The organism is Stappia sp. (genome assembly GCF_040110915.1).
In the GTDB taxonomy this organism is placed as follows: domain Bacteria; phylum Pseudomonadota; class Alphaproteobacteria; order Rhizobiales; family Stappiaceae; genus Stappia.
This window is the reverse complement of sequence record NZ_CP157793.1, coordinates 2248142-2270258: the sequence shown is the minus strand read 5'-3', so window position 1 is coordinate 2270258 and position 22117 is coordinate 2248142. Positions and strand designations below refer to the sequence as shown.

The following is a 22117-nucleotide window of genomic DNA, read 5'->3' as shown; positions in this document are numbered from 1 at the left end:
ATGAGGCAGAGCCGGGCCATGTCGCTGTTGGAGGCTATCGCCAACGTGGCGGTCGGCTACGGGGTCGCCGTCGTGACGCAGATCCTGATCTTCCCGGTCTTCGGGCTGCACACGACGCTGGCGCAGAACCTGAAGATGGGCGCGGTGTTCACGGTGGTGAGCATCGCGCGCTCCTTCGCCCTGCGGCGGCTGTTCGAGGCGATCCGGGTGCGCGGAGCACGATGAGATACCGCCGCCCCTTGCGGGACGGCGGCCTTGGGACCGTCGTTTTGTGCGGTGTCAGTCGCTCGGCAGGCTGTAGACCCGACCGCGGCCCTCGACCTTCTCCGAGGTGACTTCGAGCCCGAGCTTCTTCTTGAGCGCGCCGGCGAATGCCCCGCGCACCGTGTGCGGCTGCCATCCCGTTTCGGCGACGATCTCGTCGATGGTCGCGCCGCCGTCGCTGCGGAGCATCTCGATCAGTTTCGCCTGCTTCGTGCCCGTGCGCGGTGTGCGCGCCTTGGGCGCGGGAGCGGCGTCGGCGGGAGCGTCCTGCGAGGCCTCCGCGCTCGGCGCTTCGTCGGCGCCCGTGGGCGCGCAGTCGCCGCCCTCCGGCTCAATGCCGATGGCGGCGAGGCCTGCATCCGTGATGTGCAGAAGAATGGCGTTGCCGTCCGCGTCGTTGCGCCAGAACCGGTTGAGCGCTGCGTCGGCCTTGGTCTGGCTGTCCGTCGTTGTCTCGGTGATCAGGCCGCGGGAGAGCAGCGCGCCGACCACCTTGGCGGCGGCACCACCGCGGAGCGAGCCGGGAAGCGGCAGGACGTTGCGGTCCTCGCGTTGCGCGGCCGCGCTGAGGATCACGAGCTGGGTGTCGGAAAGCTTGGTCATGGGGTCGTCTCCGTGTTCGGGCCCGCGACATGCGGCGCCTTCTACGACCCCGAGCCGCGCAGGGCGCGCGGCGGGAGTTCCGGCTGGGCCGGAGATCATTCGGCGTGTTCGCCCTCGCCGAAGGCGCTGTCGGTGATGCGCTTCAGGAGGCTGGCGTATTGTTCGAGGGTGCCGACGTCGGCCCAGTTCACTTCGTCGGGGTGGGCGTTGAAGTGGTCGTCGCTGAGCGCCTGCAGCCGGGCGAGCATCTCGTCGATCTCGGCCTTCTTGCCGATGAAGGCGTTCAGGGCGGCCTCGCGGTTGCGCCGGGCCTTCTCGGCGCGGAGTTCGTGGCGCGGGGTGGTGATCGGGTTCAGGCGGGTGTTCATCGTGGTGGCTCCGGGTGAGTTGCATCGTCCTTGTGGGATGGACGTTCGCTCCACGCGTCCGGCGTATCAACTCGATAAGCGCCTGACTTTGAATGATAATCGGGGCTGGCGATGCAGGGCATGAGCGAGCGCCAGTACGCCGCCCATGTCGGGCTGTCGCGCGGCGCGATCCAGAAGGCGAAGACCGCCGGCCGGCTGGTCCTCCACGAAGACGGCAGCATCGACGCCGCAGCCTCGGACCGGCTGCGGGCGGAGGCGACTGACCCGTCCAAGACCAGGAAAGCGCCGGCGACCAAGATGAAGCCTGTGCCCGAGGCGGCGGTTTCCGCCGTCGGCGACACCCTCAAGGAACAGGGTCTCGCGGCCCCCGTAACGGGCGGCGGCACGACGTTCCTGCAGGCGAAGACGGCGCACGAGGTGCTGAAGGCGCAGGAGCGGCGCATCCGGCTCGCCAAGCTCAAGGGCGAGTTGGTCGACCGCGACCGCGCCACGGCGTTGGTCTTCCGGCTCGCGCGCGAGGAACGCGACGCGTGGGTGAACTGGCCGGCGCGGGTGGCTGCGCTGATGGCGGCGGAGTTGGGAACGGAGACGGCGGCCATGCAGAAGGTTCTGGAGGCCCATGTCCGCGCCCATCTCGAGGAACTCGCCCAGCCCCGGATCGCCCTCTGAGGACATCGCCCAGTTCGACGGGGCGGAGGCGCTGCTCCGGGCCTGGGGTCGCGGCCTCACGCCCGATCCTTGGCTGACCGTCTCGGAATGGTCGGACACGCATCGCTGGCTGAGCTCGCGCGCGAGCGCCGAGCCCGGCCGGTATCGCACCGAGCGGACGCCCTACATGCGCGCGATCATGGATGCGCTCTCGCCCGGCGATCCCACCCAGCGGGTGGTGTTCATGAAGGCCGCGCAGGTCGGCGCGACGGAGGCGGGCAACAACTGGATCGGCTTCGTGATCCACCACGCGCCCGGGCCGATGCTGGCGGTCCAGCCGACGGTGGAGCTGGCCAAGCGCAACTCGCGCCAGCGGATCGACCCGCTGATCGAGGAGAGCCCGGCGCTGAAGGAACGGGTCCGTCCGGCGCGGGCGCGCGACAGCGGCAACACGCAGCTGTCGAAGGACTTCCCCGGTGGCGTGCTGGTGATGACCGGCGCCAACTCGGCGGTTGGGCTGCGCTCGATGCCGGCGCGCTACGTCTTCCTCGACGAGGTCGACGCCTATCCGGCCTCGGCCGACGAGGAAGGCGACCCGGTCGGCCTCGCCGAGGCGCGCTCGCTGACCTTCGCACACCGGCGCAAGGTCTTCCTGGTCTCGACGCCCACGATCCGCGGCGTCAGCCGGATCGAGCGGGAATACGAGGCGAGCGACCAGCGGCGGTTCTTCGTTCCGTGCCCGCATTGCGGGGCGATGCAGTGGCTGCGGTTCGAGCGGCTGCGCTGGGAAAAGGGCAAACCGGCGACGGCGGCGTACACCTGCGATGCCTGCGACGAGCCGATCGAGGAGCACCACAAGCCGGCGATGCTGGCGGCGGGCGAATGGCGGGCGACCGCCGAGCCGCGCGACGCGCGGACGGTGGGGTTTCATCTCTCGGCGCTCTATTCGCCGCCGGGGTGGAAGAGCTGGGCCGACATCGCGCGGGACAAGGAGACGGCGGCGGGGTCCGACGAGGCCGAACGGGTGTTCCGCAATACGGTGCTCGGCGAAACCTGGATCGAGACCGGCGACGCCCCGGACTGGCAGCGGATCGCCGAGCGGCGCGAGGACTGGCCGGCGGGGACCGTTCCCGCGGGCGGGCTGTTCCTGACCGCCGGCGCGGATGTGCAGAAGGACCGGATCGAGGTCGATGTCTGGGCCTGGGGCCGCGGGCTGGAAAGCTGGCTCGTCGATCATGTCGTGATCGAGGGCGGCCCCGCGCGCCCGGAGAGCTGGGAGGCGCTGACCGATCTGCTTAGCCGCAACTGGCGGCATGCCGGCGGCGCGGAACTGGGCCTCGCACGGCTCGCCATCGACACGGGCTACGAGACGGCCGCGGTCTATGGCTGGGCGCGCTCGGTCGGCTTCGCACAAGTGGCGCCGGTGAAGGGCCTCGAGGGCTTCAACCGAGCGAGCCCGGTGTCGGGGCCGACCTTCGTCGACGCTACCGCGGGCGGGAAGCGCCTGCGCCGGGGCGCGCGGCTCTGGACCGTGGCCACCTCGACCTTCAAGGCCGAGACCTACCGCTTCCTGCGGCTGGCGCGACCGACGCCCGAGGAGCTGGCGGAAGGCGCGGCGTTCCCGCCCGGCACGGTGCATCTGCCCGGCTGGGCCGATTCCGAGTGGATCCGGCAGCTGACGGCCGAGCAGCTGGTGACGGTCCGCAACCGGCGCGGCTTCGCGAAGCTCGAATGGCAGAAGCTCCGCGAGCGCAATGAGGCGCTGGACTGCCGGATCTACGCCCGCGCCGCCGCCTGGATCGCGGGGGCAGATCGCTGGCCCGAGGCGACATGGGCCGATCTCGAAGCGCAGCTCGGCGTCCCGAGCGGCATGGACAGCCCGGCCGGTCTGATCGGGCGGCCCGACGCGGGAACGCAAGGCAAGCGCCGCTCCGACTGGCTCGGACGGCGGGAAGGATGGTTCTGACAATGGCGGACTGGACGGAAGCGGAACTCGCGGCGCTCCGGCGCGCCTATGCGAGCGGGACGACGCGGGTGAGCTACGACGGCAAGACGGTGGACTACGGCTCGGCCGAGGACCTGCTCGGGCGCATCCGCACCATCGAACGCCAGATCGCCGGGGAGACGGCACGCCCCATCGCTGGCTTCGCCGGCTTCTCGCGCGGGGATCGCTGATGGTCTCCTGGCTCGACAGGGCCATCGCGAGCGTGGCGCCTCGCGCGGCCACGCGTCGCGTGCTTGCGCGGCAGGCCTTCGAGGGGCTCGCGCGCTCCTACGAGGGTGCGGCCCGCGGTCGGCGCACGGATGGCTGGCATGCGCCGGGATCCTCGGCCGACGCCGAGATCGGCCGGGCCGGGGCGCTGCTGCGCGACCGGATGCGGGACCTGGTGCGGAACAATCCGCATGCCGCGAAGGCGGTCTCGGTGCTGGTGAACAACATCGTCGGCGCCGGGATCATGCCGCGCGCCGCCAGCGGCGATGCCGCGCTCGACCGCGAGGTGGACCGGCTCTTCGAGATCTGGGCGCGGGGCTGCGACGCGGACGGCCAGCTCGACTTCTACGGGCTGCAGACGCTCGCCTGCCGCGAGATGGTCGAGGCCGGCGAGGTTCTGGTCCGCCGCCGCCCGCGTCGCCCCGGCGACGGCGTGATGCCGCCGGTCCAGCTGCAGCTGCTCGAGGCCGACTTTCTCGATGCCACCCGCAACGGCGCGTTCGGCGCGGGCCAGGCGGTGCAGGGGATCGAGTTCGACGCGCTCGGCCGGCGCCGGGCCTACTGGCTCTTCGGCGCGCATCCGGGCGACGCGAGCCTCAGTCTGACGGGTGGGCTCGCCAGCCGCGCGGTCCCCGCGACCGAGATCGCCCATGTCTACGAGAAGCAGCGCACGCAGGCGCGCGGCGTGCCCTGGGGGGCGCCCGTCATCCGCGCCCTGCGCGATCTCGACGACTACGAGGTGGCCGAGATCGTGCGCAAGAAGACCGAGGCCTGCGTCACCGCCATCGTCTTCGGCGACGAGGAGGCGCAGCAGGGCATCGCGCCCGCTGTGGTCGACGCGGACGGCAACCGGGTAGAGCAGTTCGAGCCGGGCCTCATCGCCTATGCCCGCGGCGGCAAGGACATCCGGTTCAACCAGCCCGCCGCGACCGGCGGCTACGGCGAGTACAAGCGGGCGAGCCTGCACACCATCTCGGCCGGCTTCCGGGTGCCCTACGAGTTGCTGACCGGGGACTTGTCTCAGGTGAACTATTCGTCGATCCGCGCCGGCCTCGTGGAGTTCCGGCGGATGATCGACGCGGTCCAGTGGCAGCTCTTCATCCCGATGTTCTGCGCGCCAGTCTGGCGCTGGTTCACGGAGGCTGCATGGGCGGCGGGGCGCATCCCGACGCCAGACGTGCCGGTGGAATGGTCGCCGCCGAAGTTCGAGGCGGTCGATCCGCAGAAGGACGCGATGGCCGATCTCTTGGCCATCCGCTCCGGCACCATGACGCTCGCCGAGGCCATCGCCCGGCAGGGCCGCAACCCCGACGCGGTGCTGGCCGAGATCGCGGCCACGAACGCCAAGCTCGACGAGTTGGGCCTCGTGCTCGACAGCGACCCGCGCCGCGTCACGAAGACCGGCAGTGCGCAGGCCAATGCGCCAGCCGACCCCGCGAGCGATTCGAAACTCGTCGCCTCAGTCAAACGAAGTTTTTGATCACATATTCTGCAAGCTTATCGTACTCGGCGTCGATTTTCTTCATGAGATCAATCTGATTGGGAGCCCAACGTCCCTTCGCATAGTTTTCTCGAGTCGGTTTCACATTGGGAAGAAATTTTATTGGAACGTTTTGCTGAAGGCTGTCGGGAGCCATGACGTTCATGTCCTCCACTTCAGCACAAGGATTTTCATTTACAAAGTTTGGCACGGCCTCGTAGAGGCTGATGTCTTTCTTCAGTGGCGCAATCAAATGGTTCTCGACCGAATTTTTCACCTGTTCGAATTGAGCCTGATCTGCGCCAAGCTTCTTGCCTTTTCTTGTATCGAATCCGTTAAAGATCCAGCCGCCAAACTTTGGCTGACCTTTTGTGTCAACATATGTGTCTCCTGAGTTTGTGCGTTTATACCTCTTAAGCCCTTGATCCCAATCGTCTGCAAAAATCGGCAGAACCTCGCCAATGAGACCTACACAATACGCTGAGAATCTGTCTGCCGTACACGGGACAACAAAGTAATCAGACGAATATAGGGCTGATCTCACAATTGAGCCGAACGATGGGGGCAAGTCAATTAAGACATAGTCATAAGGGGTGTCGTCTTGGCCATTACCGGCATCCGCAACCAAGCTCGGTGTAAGAAACCTATAGAGACCCGACCCACCAATAACGTCGGTGCCCACGTTGAGAATATCAGAAAACGCGTTCAGCCAGAAATCACCAGGAACGAGGTCGAAGGAATTCCCGTCCTGGCATTTTGGGGAGGCAATATAGGGCGTTCCCTGTCTACTTTGCTGAATGAACGGGAGAACAAATGATCGTATTGTTGAACCAAACTGCCGGCCTGCGGTTGGCTTCAGGAGTTTCTCGAATTCCTCGCTCCCCAGCGCAGCAATTGAGAGGTTGCACTGTGGGTCAAAGTCGATTAGCAGTACCCGCTTTCCTTTGTTTGCAAGGCTTACTGCGAGGTTCCATACAGTCGTAGTCTTTCCAACGCCGCCCTTGTTATTAAATAGCGAAATTGTGATCGTCATTATTCCAGCCCTCTTTTTAAGCCATTGCTCTATGGTTTTGCGGTGGAATACCGGTCCCGCGGACAAGTCCTCAACGGGTGCCGGGAAGTCAGCGAAACGCCGTCTCCAGTTGCCAACCGCTGAAGTCGACACGTTTGCAATCCTTGCGATCTCAGCGATGCCAATCAGCACGTACGTCACCTTTCACTTTTTCTCTTTGTGCGTGATGCGCACAGGCGCGTCAAGTCCTCTGTGCGTTTTGTGCACAGATGCTTTCGCGCGACGAGGTGGCGACGCGCGCGCTGCACTCGACCTCGGACTTTCCCGAGATCCTCGCCGCCGTTACCAACAAGACGCTGCGCCAGGCCTACGAGGCCTATCCGCGGACCTTCCCGCTCTTCTGCCGGCAGGTTCTGGCAACCGACTTCAAGGCCATGCACCGCGTCCAGCTGGGCGAGGCGCCGCAACTCCTGAAGGTCGGTGAGAGCGGCGAGTTCAAGCGCGGCACGCTCGGCGAGAGCAAGGAGAGCTACCGCATCGAGACCTACGGGCGCGTCGTCGCCATCACCCGTCAGGTGCTGATCAACGACGATCTCGACGCCTTCACCCGGATCCCGGCGATGTACGGCAACTCCATCGCGCAGCTCGAGAGTGACGTGGTTTGGGACATCGTGACGTCGAACCCGGCCATGGCCGACGGCACCGCGCTGTTCCATTCGACCCACAAGAACCTCGCCGGTTCGGGCGCGGCGCTCGGGGTCGACAGCGTGGGCCTCGCGCGGGCGGCGATGCGCAAGCAGACCGGCCTCGACAAGAAGACGGTGCTGAACATTCGGCCGGCCTTCCTGATCGTGCCGGCAGCGCTAGAGCTGAAGGCCGAGCAGCTGGTCGCCCAGAACCTCGTGCCCGCGCAGAGCGGCAACGTGGTGCCGCAGTCGATCCGGACGCTCTCGCCCATCGCCGAGCCCCGGCTCGACGCGGCCAGCGAGACGGCCTGGTATCTCGCGGCCTCGCCGAACCAGATCGACACGATCGAGTACGCCTATCTCGAGGGTCAGCAGGGTGCCTACATCGAGACCCGCAACGGCTTCGACGTCGACGGCGTCGAGATCAAGTGCCGCCTCGACTTCGGCGCCAAGGCTATCGACTGGCGCGGCCTCTACAAGAACCCCGGCGCGTGAGCCGGGCCATCCCCTGAACCCTGATCCCTGACACACGGGCGGTCCCGATGGGCCGCCCTTCGTCGTTCAACGCGGAGTCCCATCATGAAAAACTACGTCCAGCCCGGCACCACTCTCACCCTGACCGCGCCCTACGCCGTGACCTCCGGCGACGGCCTGCTCGTCGGCTCCATCTTCGGTGTGGCGGCCGGCGATGCCGCCAGCGGCGCCACCATCGAGGCCGCACTCACCGGCGTCTTCGACCTCACCAAGATCGGCTCGCAGGCCTGGACTGTCGGCGCCAAGATCTACTGGGACGACACCAACAAGCGCTGCACCACGGTCGCGACCGACAACACCCTCATCGGCGTCGCCGTAGAGGCGGTGGCCGGAGGGGCCGGCGACACCATCGGCCGGGTTCGCCTCAACGGCAGCTTCTGATGACCGCCTTCGCCGCCGCCCTCGACGCGCTTTTCGCCGACGCGCATCTCGCACGCGACGTCGTCTACACCGCCGAGGGAGGCACGCCCGCGCTGGTCCGCGCGATCCTGCGTCGGCCGGACGACGTCACCGGCTTCGGCGAGGCGCGCATCTGGTCGGAGACCACCCGGCTGGACCTGCGGCTCGCAGAGGTGGCGAACCCGCGTCCCGGCGACCGCATCGAGATCGACGACGAGGCCTTCCTCATCCAGGGCGAGCCCGTCCGTGACCGCGAGCGGCTCGTCTGGACCGTGGACCTGCGCCCGGCCTGACCGCCATGAAGCTGAAACTCGACATCACGCCCGACCTCGTCGCCGCCATGGCCGCCGAGGTGAAGGCGGGCGAGAAGGCCGTGACCGCTGCCATGCGCGAGGCCGGCACCGGGCTCAAGACCGCCTGGCGCGGCCAGATCACCGGCGCGGGGCTCGGCCGGCGGCTCGCCAACTCGATCCGCAGCCAGACCTACCCGAAGGCCGGCGAGAGCCTGAACGCCGCCGCGCTGGTCTGGTCCAAGGCCCCGGTCATCGTCGGCGCCCACGACACCGGCCCGCTGATCCGCTCGAAGGACGGGTTCTGGCTTGCGATACCGACCGAGGCCGCTGGCCGAGGCCTGCGCGGCGGCAAGATCACCCCTGGCGAGTGGGAGCGCCGCCGCGGGTTCCGCCTGCGGTTCGTCTACCGCCGCCGGGGCCCGAGCCTGCTGGTGGCGGAGGGACGGCTGAACAGCCGGGGGCTCGGCGTCGCGTCGCGGTCGAAGACCGGCCGCGGGCGCACGACGGTGCCGATCTTCCTGCTGGTCCCGCAGGTCAAGCTGCCGAAGCGATTGGGTCTTGAGCGTGATGCCGAGCGGGCGCTCGACAGCTTGCCGGGGCTGATCTTGGCGAACTGGGTGGAAGGACACGTGTAGTCGACAAACGCGTACTTCAGCCCTTTTTTCGTTCTTCCGGTGGGTGGATCCCATTCGGAGGCTTTGGCTTCCCCGGAGCCAGAGCGCCGCAGTTATGGACGCTTAGTAGGCTTCGGCAAGCTACGCCAGTCGAGATACCCAGCGTGCACGGGTTTGGTGAAAAAAGGCGACGAGAAATCCAAAGCGACCACACGCGACGGTCGGCCCTTCGGTGCCGTTACCTCTCGACGCTTATACTTCTCCGGATTGTTCTTGGTCTTGGTCATCAATTTTGCCTCAGAACTCCCTCTATGTCGCGACGAGTCATCCTCGGGCGGCACAGATCCCGCTTTCTGCGCGGCTGTCCACCAGCTGCCGTCGTGGTGAACTCCGTCGAACCATCTTGGTTCACCACGAAGCACTTCTGAGTTCCAGCTTCGTTCTTAGTCCACATCTTGTTAACAACGCCCTTCTCCAAACGCCAGTCTAAACTGTCATCGACGGCGGCGAGGGCATTAGCCACCGCGAGCGCGGAGCTGAATCGAGCGTCAGGATCGGGTTCAAGACACTTGGTGATCACGCGTCGCAACCGCATCGGTACGTGCTCATGAAAGGCTTGCCGGTCTGGGAACGTCCCTGCCTGGATCTCTGCCGCCAAGGTGGCCACATCAAGTCCACCGCCTTGGGTGAATCGCGCGAACTGCAAATTAAACGCATCGTTGCCAATCGCCATGCGATAAAGGGTAAGGCCGACTTGATAAATATCGAACCGTAGATCGAATGGTGGTTGTCCTGTCGCTTCCGGAGGCGCCATGCGGATGTATAGTCCATTCGGAACTGCGACTCCCAGATGCACTTGCTTGGCGAGACCAAAGTCTGAAAGCATCGCCTCACCTCTATTGGAAAGCAAAATATTGTCAGGCTTTATGTCGAAATGAATTAAGCCCTTGCTATGAATGTTGTGCAATCCACTTAACAACTGGCAGCCCAGGCGAATGATCTCACGTGTGGTCAAATGGGCGGCTTCCATCATACCCTTGACCGATCCTCTTCTGTAAAATGGCATCGCAATGTAGATGTTATCTGCGTCCTCGCAGGCATAGTGAATCTGCACGACATTCTGATGTGCTGTTGCATAAAGCGACTTTGCTTCATCAAAATATTCGCTCACGTCGCGTAGTTGTGCTTTGGCTATGGTCTTCATGACGATTTCAGCGCCAAGCTGCACATCATTGACTACCCAAGTCGTTGAATTTCTACCGTCGGCGCCAATTTCGCGGAGCTCCTCGAAGGCCAGTTCAGCTCTTTTGTAAGGCTTAAGCATTGACCGCCCCCTTTGCGCAAAGGACTGCTTCACGCTCCTCCTTGCTCATTTTGTCCCAATTCTCAATGTTTGGGTCTTGGTCACCGTCTACCAGTGGTTTGAATTCAGTCCGCGGAAGCCCGAGACGCGACATGATAGATGATACATGACCAATGTAATAAGACTCTAGATCACTACTTGCAAAAGACTCCTGAATGACACCTTCCATTTCGATACGGCCGATGTTCATGCGTCGCGCGCTCGGCTCGGTAGTCCGAATGCCTGCACGATGCACACCGTACTCGCGCAAAATATCTAGAAGATTGCTTCGCACGTATTTCAATGCATCAGGTGTATCGAACGCTACTGGTATTAGGATCGCGTCGAGATTAACGACTTCGTCATTATCAGAATCATAGACGGCAAATGTCACAGCGCCGGGTGATACGCGTATACCAATTGTGATCATGTAAACTCCGCAATTATCGACCATTGGGCGGCATTTTCAGTTGTCTTGCAACCCTTTCTTGACCGAAGGCCCGGCCCAGCAGCCTTCGGGTCCCGGCTCTCCTAGGATAAATGGAGAGCATGCCTTGCGGGAAGCTCCCTCACAGTAGGACAGACCGCTCAAGTCTAAGTCTTGTCCGGCGCCAGTACATCGAGGTGTTTAGGTCGCATGCCCACCCCACGGGAAACCATACTCACCGCGCTGCACTCGCAGCTTTCGGCGCTGCCCGCCACGGCCCTGCGCGGTGAGGTGCTGCCAGAGCGCGTGCCGGCCGATGGGCTGCTGATCCTGCGCGATGGCGAGCCGGGGGAGCCGGAGGTCACGCTGTCGCCGCTCGCCTACCACTACCAGCACCGCGTCGATATCGAGGCGGTCGTGCAGGGTGCCGACCGTGACGCCGCTTTCGACACGCTGACGGCCAGCATCGGTGCTGCACTCGCCGCCGACCGCACGCTCGGCGGCCTCTGCGAATGGGTCGAGGCCGAAGCGCCGCGCCCGGTCGATCTGCCGGTCGAGGGCGCGGCCAGCCTGAAGGCGGCGGTCATTCCGGTGGTTCTTCACTATTCGACAGCCGATCCGCTGGGATGACCTCGCGGCCAGCCTGAAGGCCGCGTTCGTCTGATCCGCCTCACTCCCAGTCGTGCTGTACTATTCCACGGCCGATCCGCTGGCCTGACCCAACCGACAACAGGAGATCACCATGGCACGAGCCCAGGGGGCGCGGGCGCAGATGGCGCTTGCGTTCGAGACCGTCTATGGCACGCCGCCCGTGGGCGGTTTCACCAAGATGCCCTTCGCCAGCACATCGCTCGGAGCGGAGCAGCCGCTGCTGAACTCGGAGCTTCTTGGTTACGGCCGCGATCCGCTGGCGCCGATCAAGGACGCGGTGACGGCGGACGGCGACGTCGTCGTGCCGCTCGACGCCGAGGCCTTCGGCTTCTGGCTGAAGGCCGCCTTCGGCACGCCGACGACCACCGGCGCGGAAGCTCCGTACACCCACGAGTTCCAGTCGGGGTCCTGGACGCTGCCGAGCATGTCGATCGAGACCGGCATGCCGGAGGTGCCGCGCTATGCCATGTATTCCGGCTGCGTGCTCGACCAGATCACCTGGCAGATGCAGCGCTCGGGCCTGCTGACCGCGACGGCCCGGCTGGTGGCGCAGGGCGAGACGGTCGGGACCACGACGAGCGCCGGGACGCCCGCCGCGCTGGAGCTGAAGCGCTTCGGTCATTTCAACGGGGCGATCACCCGGAACGGGACCGCCCTCGGCAATGTGGTCTCGGCCGAGATCACCTATGCCAACAACCTCGACCGGATCGAAACCATCCGGAGCGATGGCCGCATCGACGGGGCGGACCCGTCCATCGCGGCGTTGACCGGCCGGATCGAGGTGCGCTTCGCCGATCAGACGCTGGTGACGCAGGCGATCAATGGCGAGGCCTGCGAGATGGAATTCGCCTACGTCCTGCCGTCGGGCGAGAGCTTCACCTTCACCGTGCACGCCGTCTACCTGCCGCGCCCGCGGATCGAGATTTCAGGGCCGCAGGGCGTGCAGGCCACTTTCGACTGGCAGGCGGCGCGCGACAGCGTGGTCGGCCGGATGTGCACCGCCACCCTCGTGAACGACGTGGAGAGTTACTGATGTTGACGCTCGACCTGACCAACGCACCGCGCTGGCATGATCTCGCGCCCGGCGTCCGGGTGCAGCTGCGACCGCTGACGACCGCGCTGATGGTGGCGACCCGCAGCGATCCGGCCGTCGAGGCGGTGCCCGAGGAGGCCTCGGACGAGGAACGCGCCGTCGCTTTCGCCAAGGCGCTCGCGCGGCGGGCGGTGCTCGCCTGGGAGGGCATCGGCGATGCGGACGGCGATCCCATCGAGCCGAGCCCCGAGGCCATCGATGCTCTGCTCGATGTCTGGCCGATCTTCGAGGCCTTCCAACTGACCTACGTCTCGAAGGGCCTGCTGCTGGAACAGGAAAAAAACGCCTCCGCGCTCTCGCCGAGTGGTCCTTCGGCGGGGGCGACCGATATTGCCAAGCCTGCGCGCAAGCGTGCGAAGACTGCCCGGCGCGGCTGAACCGTCCGGAAACCCCGGAGGGTTGGCAGGTCTGGGACCTGGTCGGCCGCCTCGGCGGTCAGCTCCGTGTCCTGCCCGGCGCGGTGATCGGCTGGGACATGTCGGCGGCGCTGGCGCTCGGCAACGCGCTCGGCGTGCCGCCGCTGGCCATGGCCGAACTTCTGCCCGTCATCGAAGCGGTGATGGTCGCCAAGCTCAACGAACAGATGGATCACTCCCATGGCGGAAAAACGGGTTAGCGTCCGCCTTGCGGCGGTCGGTGGTCGGCAGGTGCGCGCCGAGCTGGAAGGTGTCGGAGAAGCCGGATCGCGCGGCTTCGGCCGTCTCAGCCGCGAGATGGAGGCGGCGAACACCCGACTCGCCGGTTTCGCGCGCAGAGTGCGCGTGGCGGCTGCAGCTGCGGTCGCTGCCGCCACGGCTGCCGGCGTTGCCATGGTCCGCTCCGGCCTGCAGACGGTGGATGCGCAGGCCAAGCTCGCCCAGTCCCTCGGGACTACCGTCGCCTCGATCCAGATGCTGGAGCGCGCGGGCGAGCTGGCAGGCGTTTCCATGTCCGGCATCGAGCAGGCCACGAAGGATCTGACGCGCCGTCTCAGCCAAGCGGCCGCCGGGACCGGTCCCGCCGCAGACGCGCTCGACCGGCTGGGGCTTTCGGCCAACGAGCTGATCGCCCTGCCGCTGGACCAGCGCGTCGGCGCGATCAACGCCGCGATCGAAAGCTTCGTGCCCGCCGCAGAACGCGCCGCCGTTGCGGGGCAGCTCTTCGGTGAGGAAGGCTCCATCGCCATGTCGCGGATCGACACCGCGACGCTGCGCCAGGCGACCGAGGACGTGCGCGCCTTCGGGGTCGTGGTCTCCGAGCAGGACGCCGACCAGATCGAGCGGACGAACGACGCCATCTCTCGGCTCGGTCTGATCTGGCGCGGGCTGTCCAACCAGCTCGCGGTCGCCGCGGCCCCCGCGCTGGAAGCCGTCGCGGATGCCATGGCGGCGGTCGCCAGCCGCACCGGGCCGCTCGGCATCGCCATCCGCGGCCTCTTCGACAACATCGGCCGCCTGACCACCTACGCCGCGACTTTCGCGGCCTTCCTCGCGGGACGTTGGGTCGCCGGCATGGCCGCTGCAGCGCTCTCGGTCCGCGGCCTTGCCACCGCTCTCGTCGTGCTAAGGGGCGCGCTGATCCGGACCGGTATCGGCGCGCTGATCGTCGGCGCGGGCGAGCTCGTCTATCAGTTCACCCGTCTCGTCTCCGGCGCTGGTGGGTTCGGAGAAGCGATGTCGCTCCTGAAGGACCTCGCTGTCGAGGTCTGGGAGCGGATCCGCATGGGCGCGGCGGCGGCCGGCGCGGCGGCCACGGCGATGTTCTTCGACCTGAAGGCTGACGCGGCCTCGGGCATGCAGAGCGCCATCGAGAGCGTGGTGGGCTTCGGCAACACCGCCGCGAATACCTTCGAGGGCGCCTACGAGGCGATCAAGGCGATCTGGGGCTTGCTGCCCGCCGCCATCGGTGATCTGGCGTTTCAGGCGGCCAACAGCCTGATCGACGGCGTCGAGGCGATGCTGAACGGGGTGGTCTCGCGGATCAACACGTTCATCGGCGGGATAAACCAAGGGCTGGAAGCGCTTGGCTCCGAGCGACGCATCTCGATTATCCCGGATCTTGAGCTGGGCCAGATCGAGAACCGGTTTGAGGGGGCAGCGACGGCCGCGACGACCGCGGCACAGGCGGCGTTCGACCGGGCGTTCGAGGACAACCCGCTCACCGCGCCCGATCTCGGCCTGACCGACGCGGCGAACCGCGCGCTCGAGTCCGCCAACGTCTACCGAGGCGCTGCGCGCGATCTGGCGGAAGGGGCCCGCTCCCCGCTGGAAAGCTGGCAGGCGCTCCGCGATGCCGTGCGGGGAACCGACGAGGGGAGCGCCGATGCGCTGGCCGAGGCAACTGCCGCGGCGGAGCGGTTCGAGACCGCGCTCGACGGCGCCGGGCGGGCTGCAACCGACGCCGGCGCTGCCGCGGGTGTTGCGGCGGTTGCGGCCGAGCCCAAGGCGGTCACCGGCTGGCAGGCCGTCACTGCGGCGCTGTCCGATTACGCCAGCAAGGCCCGCGACATCGGTGGCGACATCGGTCAGAGCCTCGTCGGCGCCTTCCAGTCGGCGGAGAACGCGATCGGCCAGTTCGTGCGGACCGGCAAGCTGAACTTCCGCGATCTCGTCACCTCGCTGCTGGCCGATCTCGCCCAGCTCGCGGCGCGGCGGTTCATCCTCGGGCCGATCGCAAACGCGCTCTCCGGCGTGTTCTCCGGTGCTGGCGGCATCTTCGCCAACGTCCTGCATGCGGGCGGGATGGTCGGATCGGCCGGACCTTCGCGGATGGTCCCGGCCATGGCCTTCGCCGCTGCCCCCCGAATGCACGGTGGCGGCATGGCGGGCCTCCGCCATGACGAGGTGCCTGCGATCCTGCAACGCGGCGAACGGGTGCTGTCGCGCCGAGAGGCGCAGCGCTACGGCGCGGGCGGCGGCGTCAACGTCACCATCATGGCCCGCGACGCCGAGAGCTTCCGGCAGTCGCGCACGCAGGTTGCGGCGGACATCGCCCGCGCGGTGTCGCTCGGGCGGAGGGGCATGTGAGTGCGACCCCGCAAGTGGGAACCGGTTGCGGGGGCCAGAGCACGAACCATGGAGAGACTTGATGGCGTTTCACGATGTCCGGTTTCCCGACAACATCAGCCGGGGCGCGCGGGGCGGGCCGGAGCGGCGCACGCAGATCGTCGAGCTCGCCTCCGGCGACGAGGAGCGCAACGCCAGCTGGGCCAACTCGCGCCGTCGCTACGATGTCGCCTACGGCATCCGGCGCGCGGACGATCTGGCGGCGGTGGTCGCCTTCTTCGAGGCGCGGAACGGTCGCCTGCACGGCTTCCGCTTCAAGGACTGGGGCGATCACAAGTCCTGCCTGCCGTCCCAGACGCCAGCGCCGACCGATCAGGCGATCGGCACCGGCGACAGCACGACGACCGCCTTCCAGCTGGTCAAAAGCTACGCCTCGGGCAGCCAGACATGGGTGCGGACGATCACCAAGCCCGTCGCGGGCACGGTGCGCGTCGCCCTCGATGGCGCGGAGCAGCTCAGTGGGTGGTCCGTCGACACGACCACCGGCGTCGTCACCTTCGGCGCCGCCCCGGGCTCCGGCGTCGCCATCACCGCGGGCTTCGAGTTCGACGTGCCGGTCCGCTTCGACACCGACGTGCTCGACGTGACGCTCGACGTCGAGCGGCTCGGCTCGATCACCTCCATCCCGCTGCTGGAACTGCGCCGATGAAGACACTCTCGCCCTCCCTTCAGGCCCATCTCGACGAGGGCACGACGACGCTCGCCTGGTGCTGGCGGATCGCGCGCGCCGACGGCGATACCTTCGGCTTCACCGATCACGACCGGACGCTGAGCTTCGACGGCACGGATTTCGAACCCGAGAGCGGGCTGACAGCGTCCGAAGTGCGCTCGGGCCCGGACCTGTCCGTCGACGCGCAGGATGCCGAGGGCGTGCTGACCTCGGACCGGATCAACGAGACCGACATCCTCGACGGCCGCTGGGACAACGCCGAGGTCGAGGTCTGGCGGGTCAACTGGGCCGATACGAGCCAGCGCGTGATGATGCGGCGCGGGGCCATCGGCCAGATCCGGCGCGGGCGGCTGGCCTTCGTCGCCGAGGTGCGCTCGCTCGCCCATGTGCTGGGCCAGACGGTCGGGCGGACGTTCCAGGCGACCTGCGATGCCGCGCTCGGCGATGGGCGCTGCGGAGTCGATCTGGAGGATCCCGCCTACAAGGGCGCGGGCGCGGTGATCGACCTGCTACGCGACCGGTCCTTCACCGCCTCGGGCCTCGGCGGCTTCGCCGCCGGCTGGTTCACCTTCGGCACGGTCGAATGGTCGAGCGGCGCGAACGCCGGGCGGCGCACCGAGGTGCTGGGCCATGACGTCACGGATGGCATCGCGGTGCTGACGCTGCTCGAGGCGCCGGTGCTCGCGATCGTCGAGGGCGACGGCTTCACGATCCGCGCAGGCTGCGACAAGCGGATGGAGACCTGCGGCGCAAAGTTCGCCAACACCGCCAACTTCCGAGGCTTCCCGCACATCCCCGGCCAGGACGCCGTTCTCCGCTACGCCACCAAGGATGGCGGGCACGAGGGCGGCGTGCTGTGACCTCCGCCGATCCCGCCCGCGTCATCGCCATCGCGCGGTCCTGGCTCGGCACGCCGTACCACGACCAGGCGAGCCTGCGCGATGTCGGCTGCGACTGCCTCGGGCTCGCGCGGGGCGTCTGGCGCGAGGTCGTCGGCCCTGAGCCATTCCCGATCCCGCCCTACAGCCGCGATTGGGGCGAGACGGGCCCGCGCGAGGTTCTGGCGGAAGGCGCGCGGCGCATGATGATTGAGGCACCTCCGGTAGAGGCCGGCCCGGGCGCGCTGGTGCTGTTCCGCATGAAGCCGCGCGCCATCGCCAAGCATGTCGGGATACTCACCGCGCCTGACAGCTTCCTCCATGCCTACGAGCGGCTCGGCGTGATCGAAGAACCGCTCACCCTGTCCTGGCGCCGGCGCATCGCCTTCGCCTTCCTGTTCCCGCAACGCTGAAGCATCCCTATGGCCACTCTCGTTCTCGGCGCGGCTGGCGCCGCCATTGGCGGCAGCATCGGCGGCGCGATTCTCAGCGTGAGCGCTGCCACCATCGGCGGTTTCGTGGGATCGACCATCGGGTCGGTTGTCGACAGCTGGATCGTCTCCTCGCTCGCGCCCACCCAGCGCATCGAGGGACCGCGGCTCGACAGCCTCCGGATCACGTCCTCGACCGAGGGCGCCGTCATCCCGCGCGTCTACGGGCGCATGCGGATGGGCGGCAACGTGATATGGGCGACGGACTTTCGCGAGGAGACCAGGACCACGACGCAGGGCGGCGGCAAGGGCGGCGGGGGTGGCGGAAAGGTCAAGACCACCGAATACCTCTACTACGCCACCTTCGCGGTCGCGCTCTGCGAGGGCCCGATCACCGGCATCGGGCGCATCTGGGCGGACGGCAAGCTGCTGGACACCGCCGGCATCACCTGGCGCTGGTATCCGGGCGACGAGGCGCAGACAGCGGACCCGTTCATCGCGGCCAAGATGGGCGCGGCAAACACGCCGGCCTATCGCGGGACGGCCTATGTCGTCTTCGAGGACCTGCCGCTCGGCAACTACGGCAATCGCCTGCCGCAGCTTTCCTTTGAGGTCTTCCGCCCACTCGCGGATCCCGACACCGCCGAGGGGCTGACGCGGGCCGTCACAATGATCCCAGCCTCGGGCGAGTTCACCTACGCGACGCAGGGCATCCGGAAGGGCAGCGGCGGGGCGCAGACGCCTGAGAACCTGAACGCGCTCTCGGACACCGCCGACATGGTGGTGGCGCTGGACCGGCTGCAGGCGATGGCGCCCAAGGTGGAAAGCGTCAGCCTCGTGGTCGCCTGGTTCGGGAATGATCTGCGGGTGGGCGACTGCACCATCCGGCCGGGCGTCGAGGTCTCGGAAAAGACCACGAGCCCGCAGACCTGGTCGGTCAACGGCGTATCGCGCGCCGCCGCCCATCTCGTCAGCCGCGACGACCAGGACCGCCCGGTCTATGGCGGCACGCCGTCCGACTTCGCGGTGGTGCAGGCGATCCAGGAGATGAAGGCGCGCGGACTGCGGGTGACCGTCTATCCCTTCATCCTGATGGACGTGCCGCCCGGCAACACGCTGCCGAACCCGTATTCCGACAACGCCGCCGAGACCGGCCAGCCCGCGTTCCCCTGGCGCGGCCGGATCACCTGTTCTCCGGCAGCGGGGTTCGCCGGGACCGTGGACAAGACCACCACGGCCGCAAGCCAGGTCGCGGCGCTGTTCGGCGCGGCGACGCCCGCGAGCTTCAGCGTCTCGGGTCAGTCGGTTTCGTGGACAGGTGCACCGGGCGACTGGGGCCTGCGGCGCATGGTGCTGCACTACGCCCATCTTTGCGCCGCCGCAGGCGGGGTGGACGCCTTCCTGATCGGCACCGAGATGCCGGGGCTGACGACGATCCGCTCGGGCGCCAGTACCTATCCGGCGGTGCAGGCCTATCGGGACCTGCTCGCGGATGTCCGCTCGATCCTCGGTGCCGGGACGAAGATCGGATACGCGGCGGACTGGAGCGAGTATTTCGGGCACCAGCCGGGCGATGGCAGCGGAGACGTGTTCTTCCACCTCGACCCGCTCTGGGCCGATCCGGAGATCGATTTCGTCGGGATCGACAACTACATGCCACTCTCCGATTGGCGTGATGGGTTCGAACATGCCGACGCGGCCGAAGGCTGGCCCGCGATCTACGACCGCGCCTACCTGCAGGGGAACATCGCCGGTGGCGAAGGCTTCGACTGGTTCTATGCCAGCGCAGCGGATCGCTCCGCGCAGGTTCGCACTCCGATCACCGATGGCGCCGCCAGCAAGCCGTGGGTCTTCCGCTACAAGGATCTGCGCAGCTGGTGGTCGAACGCCCACTACAACCGCCCGGGCGGGGTGGAGAGCGGGACGCCGACGGCATGGACGCCGCAGTCCAAGCCGATCTGGTTCACCGAGTTGGGCTGCCCCGCCATCGACCGGGGGACGAACCAGCCCAACGTCTTCTTCGATCCGAAGTCGTCGGAGAGCTTCACGCCGCATTTTTCACGGGGCTGGCGCGATGATGCCATCCAGCGGGCCTATCTCGAGGCGACATATCTCTGGTGGGGCGACGCGGCGAACAACCCGATCTCCGCCGTCTACGGCGGCCGGATGGTGCACGTCCCCGAATGCGCCGCCTGGACCTGGGACGCGCGGCCGTACCCATTCTTTCCGGCGCTGACCGACGTCTGGACGGACGGGGCGAACTGGCGGCTCGGGCACTGGCTGACCGGGCGTCTCGGCGCGGTGTCGCTGGCGGCTCTGGTTCGGCACCTCTGCCTGCGTGCCGGGCTGCCCGAGTCCCGGATCGACGTTTCCGGCCTCTGGGGCGCGGTCGAGGGCTACGCGATCACGGCGCTCGAAAGCCCACGTGCCTCAATCACCACGCTGTCGCGGCATTTCGGCTTCGACGCCGTCGAGACCGAGGGCGTGATCCGTTTCGTGATGCGCGGCCGGGCCTCCGTCGCGACCCTCGCGCCCGACGATCTGGTCGCCGGTCGTGAGGGCGACGTGCTGGAACTGACCCGCGGCCAGGAGACCGAACTGCCGCAGGCGCTCAAGTGGCAGGTTGCCCGCGCGGACGAGGATTATGACGCGGCGCTCGTCGAGGCGCGGCGCATCACCGTGGACACGACCCGGATCGCCTCCGAGTCCTTCCCGATGGCGGCGCCGCCGGAAGAAGCCGAGCGCCGCTGCCGCCGCGCGTTGATGGAGGCGTGGGTGGGGCGCGAGACGGCGGCGTTCCGATTGCCGCCCTCGCGGCTCGCGCTCGATCCGGCCGATGCGATCCGCCTAGCGCATGACGGACGGCTGGTCGATCTGCGGCTCGTCTCCATCGCCGACGCCGAGGCGCGCGGCATAGAGGCGGTGCGCCAGGACCGGGAGGCCTACGATCTCCCGCCCGGCGCGCCGCGGCCCTCGGCGCTCTCGCAGGCCGTCGTCTTCGGCGTGCCCGAGGCGGTGCTGCTCGACCTGCCGCAGCTGACCGAGGACCAGTCCGCGCATCGTCCCTTCGCAGCGGCGCATGCCGTGCCGTGGCCGGGCGAGATGGCGGTGTTCCGCAGTCCGTCGACGGACGGGTTCGAGCTGCTGACCGCGTTCGGCAGCCGCGCCCGGATCGGGGCGCTGGTCGCCGATTTCTACGCTGGCCCCACCTCGCGCTTCGACCTCGGTAATGCGCTGGTCGTCGATCTGCTGACCGGGACGCTGGAAAGCGTCACGGACCTGACCCTGTTCGGCGGGGCGAACGCGCTCGCCATCGAGAGCGCGCCAGGCGTCTGGGAAATCGTGCAGACGGGCGCGGCGGAATTGCTGGCGCCGGGTCGGTACCGGCTGACCCGGCTCCTGCGCGGTCAGCGCGGCACTGAGGGCGCGATGGGCAACCCGGCTCCGGCAGGCGCGCGGGTGGTGGTGCTCGACGACAGCCTCGCAACGCTGCCGATCGCCGAGGCCGACCTTGGGATCCCGTGGAACTGGCGCATCGGCCCGGCCAGCCGTCCGGTCAGCGACGAGACCTATGTCGCGCAGGCCTTCACGCCTTCGGGCGTGGGGCTGCGGCCGTTCTCGGTCGCCCATGTCGAGCAGCCGTGGCGCAAGCCGCGTGCGCCCGGCGATCTGACGATCCGCTGGACGCGCCGGTCGCGCGCACTTTCCGCCGACAGCTGGGGTGGGCTCGAGGTGCCGCTGGCCGAGGAACTCGAAGCCTATGATGTCGAGATTCTCGACGGCGCCACTGTGAAGCGGGTGCTGAGCACGGCCACCACCAGCGCGGTCTACACCGCCGCCCAGCAGACCGCAGACTGGGGCGAGCTACTCGCCCCCGGCGACACGCTCGACATCCGCATCCGTCAGCTCTCCGCCCTTTTCGGGCGGGGTGCGCCCAAGACCGTAACGCTGAGCTTATGAGGTGGCGCAATGAGTTCTGGCACTATGCGCGATCGGCGTCGTAGACTCGGGTCATGCGCCCCGAGGACGAAGACCGGATTGCCGCCAAGCTTGCCAGAGTGATGGCCGTGGCCTGCGTGCGCAACACGCAGCTCGAGACCCTGCATGCCGGTCTCACGCCCGTTTCGCACACGGGCGATGGCAGCGACGTCATCGTGGAGGACGCTGCGGGCCGACGCATACCCTGGTCCGAGGTCTCGCGGATCAATGACGACGAGATGCGCGCACTGATGCGCGAGATCGTGGACCGGCTCTACACCTTCCATCTGAGGATCGACGATCCCGCATTCCGAGCCGAGATCGACCGCTGGGCCGCGATGACCGCGAAGTGGGACGCGCCGAAGCCTGACCCGGTTCTCTCGGCCATACCGGCAGAGAAACCCGAAAGCGGGTAGCCCGCCACCGCCCATCGCCGCGCCATTGCTCGCCGTCTGCCATGCAGGCGGCGTTCCTCGTTCTGGAGACCGCC

General features: G+C 67.5%; 24 protein-coding genes. 19 read left to right on the top strand and 5 right to left on the bottom strand.

All coding sequences use genetic code 11. From position 1 onward, the window contains the following. Complete coding sequence (locus tag ABL312_RS09970; RefSeq protein WP_349361239.1) at window positions 1-225, top strand: hypothetical protein; 225 nt, start codon at window positions 1-3, stop codon at window positions 223-225. A 54-nt stretch (window positions 226-279) separates the two neighbouring features. Here the strand turns inward: ABL312_RS09970 and ABL312_RS09965 are convergent, their stop codons facing one another. After that, on the bottom strand, window positions 280-867 hold the full coding sequence (locus ABL312_RS09965; RefSeq protein WP_349361238.1) for a DUF3489 domain-containing protein: 588 nt from the start codon (window positions 865-867) through the stop codon (window positions 280-282). Window positions 868-962: 95 nt separating this feature from the next. Continuing rightward, window positions 963-1235, bottom strand: a complete 273-nt coding sequence (locus tag ABL312_RS09960) for a hypothetical protein (protein ID WP_349361237.1) — start codon at window positions 1233-1235, stop codon at window positions 963-965. A gap of 120 nt (window positions 1236-1355) precedes the next feature. Here ABL312_RS09960 and ABL312_RS09955 point away from each other — a divergent pair, with 120 nt between their 5' ends. Genes ABL312_RS09955 through ABL312_RS09940 form a run of 4 tightly spaced genes read left to right on the top strand, consistent with a single transcriptional unit; the run spans window position 1356 to window position 5575 of the window. After that, complete coding sequence (locus ABL312_RS09955) at window positions 1356-1904, top strand: hypothetical protein (RefSeq protein ID WP_349361236.1); 549 nt, start codon at window positions 1356-1358, stop codon at window positions 1902-1904. Then, on the top strand, window positions 1855-3849 hold the full coding sequence (locus ABL312_RS09950; protein ID WP_349361235.1) for a phage terminase large subunit family protein: 1995 nt from the start codon (window positions 1855-1857) through the stop codon (window positions 3847-3849). Before ABL312_RS09955 ends, ABL312_RS09950 begins: the two co-directional genes overlap by 50 nt. Window positions 3850-3851: 2 nt before the next feature. Further along, window positions 3852-4058 carry a phage head-tail joining protein gene (locus ABL312_RS09945; RefSeq protein WP_349361234.1) on the top strand — a complete coding sequence of 69 codons (207 nt, stop codon included), beginning with the start codon at window positions 3852-3854 and terminating at the stop codon, window positions 4056-4058. Continuing rightward, window positions 4058-5575 carry a phage portal protein gene (locus tag ABL312_RS09940; RefSeq protein WP_349361233.1) on the top strand — a complete coding sequence of 506 codons (1518 nt, stop codon included), beginning with the start codon at window positions 4058-4060 and terminating at the stop codon, window positions 5573-5575. The genes ABL312_RS09945 and ABL312_RS09940 overlap by 1 nt, the downstream gene beginning before the upstream one ends. Here ABL312_RS09940 and ABL312_RS09935 read toward each other — a convergent pair. Next, window positions 5559-6779, bottom strand: coding sequence for a ParA family protein (locus tag ABL312_RS09935; RefSeq protein WP_349361232.1), 1221 nt, complete (start codon window positions 6777-6779; stop codon window positions 5559-5561). The genes ABL312_RS09940 and ABL312_RS09935 overlap by 17 nt on opposite strands. A 77-nt stretch (window positions 6780-6856) precedes the next feature. Between ABL312_RS09935 and ABL312_RS09930 the strand changes: the two genes are divergently transcribed. The 4 genes from ABL312_RS09930 to ABL312_RS09915 all read left to right on the top strand — a co-directional run bounded on the left by ABL312_RS09930 (window position 6857) and on the right by ABL312_RS09915 (window position 9134). Continuing rightward, window positions 6857-7768, top strand: coding sequence for a Mu-like prophage major head subunit gpT family protein (locus ABL312_RS09930; RefSeq protein WP_349361231.1), 912 nt, complete (start codon window positions 6857-6859; stop codon window positions 7766-7768). A gap of 84 nt (window positions 7769-7852) precedes the next feature. Then, window positions 7853-8188, top strand: coding sequence for a DUF2190 family protein (locus ABL312_RS09925; protein WP_349361230.1), 336 nt, complete (start codon window positions 7853-7855; stop codon window positions 8186-8188). Then, window positions 8188-8499, top strand: a complete 312-nt coding sequence (locus ABL312_RS09920; RefSeq protein ID WP_349361229.1) for a hypothetical protein — start codon at window positions 8188-8190, stop codon at window positions 8497-8499. Before ABL312_RS09925 ends, ABL312_RS09920 begins: the two co-directional genes overlap by 1 nt. 5 nt (window positions 8500-8504) lie before the next feature. Further along, window positions 8505-9134 carry a DUF6441 family protein gene (locus tag ABL312_RS09915; protein WP_349361227.1) on the top strand — a complete coding sequence of 210 codons (630 nt, stop codon included), beginning with the start codon at window positions 8505-8507 and terminating at the stop codon, window positions 9132-9134. A gap of 265 nt (window positions 9135-9399) precedes the next feature. Here the strand turns inward: ABL312_RS09915 and ABL312_RS09910 are convergent, their stop codons facing one another. Then, a complete protein-coding gene (locus tag ABL312_RS09910; RefSeq protein ID WP_349361226.1) occupies window positions 9400-10470 on the bottom strand; it encodes a serine/threonine-protein kinase in 1071 nt (356 codons plus the stop codon). Then, complete coding sequence (locus tag ABL312_RS09905) at window positions 10430-10885, bottom strand: hypothetical protein (protein ID WP_349361225.1); 456 nt, start codon at window positions 10883-10885, stop codon at window positions 10430-10432. The genes ABL312_RS09910 and ABL312_RS09905 overlap by 41 nt, the downstream gene beginning before the upstream one ends. Window positions 10886-11092: 207 nt before the next feature. On the opposite strand from ABL312_RS09905, the gene ABL312_RS09900 reads away from it, so the two are divergent. The 10 genes from ABL312_RS09900 (at window position 11093) to ABL312_RS09855 (ending at window position 22043) form a co-directional block, all read left to right on the top strand. Beyond that, window positions 11093-11512, top strand: coding sequence for a hypothetical protein (locus ABL312_RS09900; RefSeq protein WP_349361224.1), 420 nt, complete (start codon window positions 11093-11095; stop codon window positions 11510-11512). Between the two features lie 112 nt (window positions 11513-11624). Then, window positions 11625-12566 carry a phage tail tube protein gene (locus tag ABL312_RS09895; RefSeq protein WP_349361223.1) on the top strand — a complete coding sequence of 314 codons (942 nt, stop codon included), beginning with the start codon at window positions 11625-11627 and terminating at the stop codon, window positions 12564-12566. Next, window positions 12566-13003: a hypothetical protein gene (locus tag ABL312_RS09890; protein ID WP_349361221.1), complete on the top strand. Its 438-nt coding sequence runs from the start codon at window positions 12566-12568 to the stop codon at window positions 13001-13003. Before ABL312_RS09895 ends, ABL312_RS09890 begins: the two co-directional genes overlap by 1 nt. 83 nt (window positions 13004-13086) lie before the next feature. Further along, the gene (locus ABL312_RS09885; protein ID WP_155064687.1) at window positions 13087-13242 is read left to right on the top strand and encodes a hypothetical protein; all 156 of its coding nucleotides are present in this window, start codon (window positions 13087-13089) and stop codon (window positions 13240-13242) included. Next, window positions 13223-15631, top strand: coding sequence for a phage tail tape measure C-terminal domain-containing protein (locus tag ABL312_RS09880; protein ID WP_349361220.1), 2409 nt, complete (start codon window positions 13223-13225; stop codon window positions 15629-15631). Before ABL312_RS09885 ends, ABL312_RS09880 begins: the two co-directional genes overlap by 20 nt. 61 nt (window positions 15632-15692) lie before the next feature. After that, window positions 15693-16319, top strand: a complete 627-nt coding sequence (locus tag ABL312_RS09875) for a DUF2460 domain-containing protein (RefSeq protein ID WP_349361219.1) — start codon at window positions 15693-15695, stop codon at window positions 16317-16319. After that, complete coding sequence (locus ABL312_RS09870; protein ID WP_349361218.1) at window positions 16316-17200, top strand: DUF2163 domain-containing protein; 885 nt, start codon at window positions 16316-16318, stop codon at window positions 17198-17200. The genes ABL312_RS09875 and ABL312_RS09870 overlap by 4 nt, the downstream gene beginning before the upstream one ends. Continuing rightward, a complete protein-coding gene (locus tag ABL312_RS09865) occupies window positions 17197-17631 on the top strand; it encodes an NlpC/P60 family protein (protein WP_349361217.1) in 435 nt (144 codons plus the stop codon). Before ABL312_RS09870 ends, ABL312_RS09865 begins: the two co-directional genes overlap by 4 nt. Window positions 17632-17640: 9 nt before the next feature. Next, complete coding sequence (locus ABL312_RS09860; protein WP_349361216.1) at window positions 17641-21609, top strand: glycoside hydrolase/phage tail family protein; 3969 nt, start codon at window positions 17641-17643, stop codon at window positions 21607-21609. Between the two features lie 53 nt (window positions 21610-21662). After that, on the top strand, window positions 21663-22043 hold the full coding sequence (locus ABL312_RS09855) for a hypothetical protein (RefSeq protein ID WP_349361215.1): 381 nt from the start codon (window positions 21663-21665) through the stop codon (window positions 22041-22043). The last annotated feature ends 74 nt before the right edge of the window (window positions 22044-22117 follow it).

Coding starts and splice junctions, on each gene's coding strand:
- ABL312_RS09970 (WP_349361239.1), top strand. CDS start 1: ATGAGGCAGAGCCGGGCCATGTCGCTGTTGGAGGCTATCGCCAACGTG.
- ABL312_RS09965 (WP_349361238.1), bottom strand. CDS start 867: ATGACCAAGCTTTCCGACACCCAGCTCGTGATCCTCAGCGCGGCCGCG.
- ABL312_RS09960 (WP_349361237.1), bottom strand. CDS start 1,235: ATGAACACCCGCCTGAACCCGATCACCACCCCGCGCCACGAACTCCGC.
- ABL312_RS09955 (WP_349361236.1), top strand. CDS start 1,356: ATGAGCGAGCGCCAGTACGCCGCCCATGTCGGGCTGTCGCGCGGCGCG.
- ABL312_RS09950 (WP_349361235.1), top strand. CDS start 1,855: ATGTCCGCGCCCATCTCGAGGAACTCGCCCAGCCCCGGATCGCCCTCT.
- ABL312_RS09945 (WP_349361234.1), top strand. CDS start 3,852: ATGGCGGACTGGACGGAAGCGGAACTCGCGGCGCTCCGGCGCGCCTAT.
- ABL312_RS09940 (WP_349361233.1), top strand. CDS start 4,058: ATGGTCTCCTGGCTCGACAGGGCCATCGCGAGCGTGGCGCCTCGCGCG.
- ABL312_RS09930 (WP_349361231.1), top strand. CDS start 6,857: ATGCTTTCGCGCGACGAGGTGGCGACGCGCGCGCTGCACTCGACCTCG.
- ABL312_RS09925 (WP_349361230.1), top strand. CDS start 7,853: ATGAAAAACTACGTCCAGCCCGGCACCACTCTCACCCTGACCGCGCCC.
- ABL312_RS09920 (WP_349361229.1), top strand. CDS start 8,188: ATGACCGCCTTCGCCGCCGCCCTCGACGCGCTTTTCGCCGACGCGCAT.
- ABL312_RS09915 (WP_349361227.1), top strand. CDS start 8,505: ATGAAGCTGAAACTCGACATCACGCCCGACCTCGTCGCCGCCATGGCC.
- ABL312_RS09905 (WP_349361225.1), bottom strand. CDS start 10,885: ATGATCACAATTGGTATACGCGTATCACCCGGCGCTGTGACATTTGCC.
- ABL312_RS09900 (WP_349361224.1), top strand. CDS start 11,093: ATGCCCACCCCACGGGAAACCATACTCACCGCGCTGCACTCGCAGCTT.
- ABL312_RS09895 (WP_349361223.1), top strand. CDS start 11,625: ATGGCACGAGCCCAGGGGGCGCGGGCGCAGATGGCGCTTGCGTTCGAG.
- ABL312_RS09890 (WP_349361221.1), top strand. CDS start 12,566: ATGTTGACGCTCGACCTGACCAACGCACCGCGCTGGCATGATCTCGCG.
- ABL312_RS09880 (WP_349361220.1), top strand. CDS start 13,223: ATGGCGGAAAAACGGGTTAGCGTCCGCCTTGCGGCGGTCGGTGGTCGG.
- ABL312_RS09875 (WP_349361219.1), top strand. CDS start 15,693: ATGGCGTTTCACGATGTCCGGTTTCCCGACAACATCAGCCGGGGCGCG.
- ABL312_RS09870 (WP_349361218.1), top strand. CDS start 16,316: ATGAAGACACTCTCGCCCTCCCTTCAGGCCCATCTCGACGAGGGCACG.
- ABL312_RS09860 (WP_349361216.1), top strand. CDS start 17,641: ATGGCCACTCTCGTTCTCGGCGCGGCTGGCGCCGCCATTGGCGGCAGC.
- ABL312_RS09855 (WP_349361215.1), top strand. CDS start 21,663: ATGCGCCCCGAGGACGAAGACCGGATTGCCGCCAAGCTTGCCAGAGTG.